Source organism: Lacticaseibacillus hulanensis (assembly GCF_004010095.1).
Taxonomy (GTDB): domain Bacteria; phylum Bacillota; class Bacilli; order Lactobacillales; family Lactobacillaceae; genus Lacticaseibacillus; species Lacticaseibacillus hulanensis.
In genome coordinates this window covers 1-2,922 of the sequence record NZ_RRYD01000053.1, presented here as the reverse complement: position 1 = coordinate 2,922, position 2,922 = coordinate 1, and the positions used below count along the sequence as shown (strand labels likewise).

The window sequence follows — 2,922 nt, the reverse complement described above, 5'->3', positions numbered from 1 at the left end:
GACGGTAGGCATAAAGCGCCTGTGGCACGGCCTTACCGTATAGGTAAAACGCCGAATTGCTGTTAGGACGCTTGGAAAGGAGCTAACATGCTCAAAGACTTAAACTTAATTGGCGGCATGACCAACAAAGATTGGCTTGATCAAGTCCACGACGAAATGCGCGATAACAATATTACTCAAGGTCAGCTCGCAGACATGGCTAATTACAGCCGGTCACACCTGAATCAACTGCTGGGTCGCAAGAAGCCGCTCAACGATAAAGCCCGATTAGAACTGACGTTGGCGTTGCGTGCGTTGACCGGTCAGAATAATCTGGACGTCTGTATCGACTATCTCAGCGTCACCTTCAAGACGCACGACTACGAAGAGTTGATTAACGAACTGTTCCAAATCAGCCCGATCCATTTCAATCTCCACGACGGCGCTCACTACGGCTATTCAGCAACCTTGACATGCGGTGAGATCAAGATGATGTTATCACCTTACCAAGATGTGGATGCCGAAGATTACAACCCGAAAGACGACAGTGGCACAATGATTGAGCTGAAAGGTCAAGGTTGTCGCTACGTCGAATCGTATCTGCAATCGCAACATCGAACTTGGTACGATTTTCTCGAAACTTGTCTCAAACTGGATTGCCACTTCACCCGACTTGATTTAGCCATCAACGACCGCAACGGATTACTAGATGTGCCAACACTAATTGAGAAGTGCGACCATGATGAATTCAGCTCACGCTTTCGCGGGTTCAGGGACAACCGCACCAAACAGTGGCACGCCTCTGGGCGCACCTTGTACCTTGGTTCGCCACAAAGCGAAGTCAATTTCTGTATCTACGACAAGGCATTTGAGCAACATCAGAAACACCCAGAAATCGCCATTGAAGATCAACCGATCCGTACTCGCTTTGAAGTGCGGCTACGCCGCGAACGTGCCGCCACAGCGGTTGAACATCTATTGGCGACGCGCGATCCCGAACAAGTCGTGTTCGGCATCATCAATCAGTATCTGCGTTTCTTGACGCCAAGTCATAAACCCAGAAGTGAGTGGGTGTTAGATCCTCGTTGGGCGGCGTTCATCGGTAACAATCGGGATAAGCTGCGACTTTCCACTAATCCAGAACCGTTAAACTATGACCATATTACGCGGTGGTTGAGAAAGCAAGTCGCACCCTCACTCAAGATGTTGCAGTTGATTGACCAGTACAATAACACAAACGAACTCAAAGCCATCATCGACAGTGGTAAGTTGACGCAACGCCACTGGGACGTGATCCACCATTTTCAGCACCAACGCAACGGTGTTATGACCGATTCAAAGCAACGTGAGAAATCAAAAAAGAGCGACTACGCTGACCAAAGCAAGTAGTCACCCTTCACAGATAAAATATGGGTTCTATCTGGTTTGATTATCTCACTCCCACCAAACTTTAGGAAGTGATTTGATTGAATATTAACGTACCAGAACAGCCAGTCTTCCTGACGATGACTAGAGCTGACCTTATCAAGCTGGGGTACAGTCAATCGCAAGCAAGCCGTATCATCAAAATGGCAAAAGAGTTGTTGCTCAAACGTGGCCTTGGATGGTACGGTAAGAAAGGCGTAGACCGTGTTCCAGTGGAAGCAGTAGACGCAGTATTAGGCTTGAAACTAAGCCAACTTGAGGGTGCACCAAGTGGCCTTTCCGCAGTTAAGGAGGAACTATCTTGACTACGAAAGACCATATTACCAAACAGGCGGACGGCACTTTTAGCTTCCGCGTAAGCTTAGGAACTGACAAACGAACTGGCAAACGAATTCAAAAACGTGCCAGCGGCTTCAAAACGAAAACGGAGGCGAAAAAAGCAAGAGTTGCAATGTTGGCGGCGGGGATCGCCGATGATGAGGACATCAAGCAGACTAAGTTTGTCGACTTTATGGAAGACGTGTTCAAGCCTTGGTACAAAACCCAAGTAAAGCCACGCACCTACCGTCAGCGGCTAGTCTTGATGAACAGTGAGTATCTGACTAGGTTCAACGACATCATCATTGGCCAAATTCGGCCGATTGATGTGCAACATTGGCAAGTCAGCGTACTCAAAGACTGTAAGCAATCCTATGCGCGTACCATCAACATTATGTTAGGCCAAGTGCTTGAACGTGCTAAGGCGCTTGGTATCATCAACGAGAATCCAGTACGGGTCGTTGGCCTCATCAAAAAGAAGAAAGCGAAGATCAATTTCTGGACGCAAGCCGACTTCCAAAAGGTACTAGCCAAGACGAACACCAACACGTACACTGGCCGCTTTGATTACACGATGTTGTGGTTCATGTTCATGTCTGGCTTGCGTAGCGGTGAAGCACGGGCGTTAAAGTGGACAGACGTTGATCTTGAAGCTAAGACGGTGAACATCAATAAGACCATGGACTATCACAACCGCAACTGGTTTGAAACTCCAGCGCCAAAGACTGCCGCCAGTCGCCGTACCGTGGCGCTTGATGATGATACCATTGCGTGCTTAGATGCGTGGCAGGTCGCACAAGCGGCGATGGTGACGTCCGAGTGGGTATTCTCACGTGATGGGATTCCGTGCTCTGACGGGCAATTTTTGGATATTGTGGACGCGTACAGTACACTCGCCAAAGTTCAGCGGATTACCGTGCATGGCCTCCGCCACTCGCATGTGTCGCTGTTGATCAGTCTCGGTGAAAACCCGCTCCAGATTAAAGAACGTCTGGGACATGAGGACATCGAAACGACGCTCGGCACTTACGGTCATCTTTACCCCAACAGTAACTTTGAAGTCGCAAAAAAGCTCAACGGGATATTCTCCAAGGAGGTGCCCGATGAGCCAAAATAATTTGAAAAGGGTCAAAACTGTGCCACAGTAAAATCGGTGGTGCTAGAAACCTTGATACCACGGGACGGGCGCGAGATGTGCCA

Annotated in this window: 3 protein-coding genes; all 3 read left to right on the top strand. The window is 48.8% G+C overall.

Annotated elements, in window-relative coordinates; all coding sequences use genetic code 11:
• The first annotated feature begins 87 nt into the window (after window positions 1–87).
• The gene (locus EKN00_RS10610; RefSeq protein ID WP_125753887.1) at window positions 88–1,368 is read left to right on the top strand and encodes a replication initiation factor domain-containing protein; all 1,281 of its coding nucleotides are present in this window, start codon (window positions 88–90) and stop codon (window positions 1,366–1,368) included.
• Between the two features lie 77 nt (window positions 1,369–1,445).
• Entirely contained in the window at window positions 1,446–1,709 is a 264-nt protein-coding gene (locus tag EKN00_RS10605; protein ID WP_225419500.1) for a DUF3173 family protein, read from the top strand.
• Window positions 1,706–2,839, top strand: coding sequence for a site-specific integrase (locus tag EKN00_RS10600; RefSeq protein ID WP_127850213.1), 1,134 nt, complete (start codon window positions 1,706–1,708; stop codon window positions 2,837–2,839). The genes EKN00_RS10605 and EKN00_RS10600 overlap by 4 nt, the downstream gene beginning before the upstream one ends.
• Window positions 2,840–2,922 lie beyond the last annotated feature (83 nt).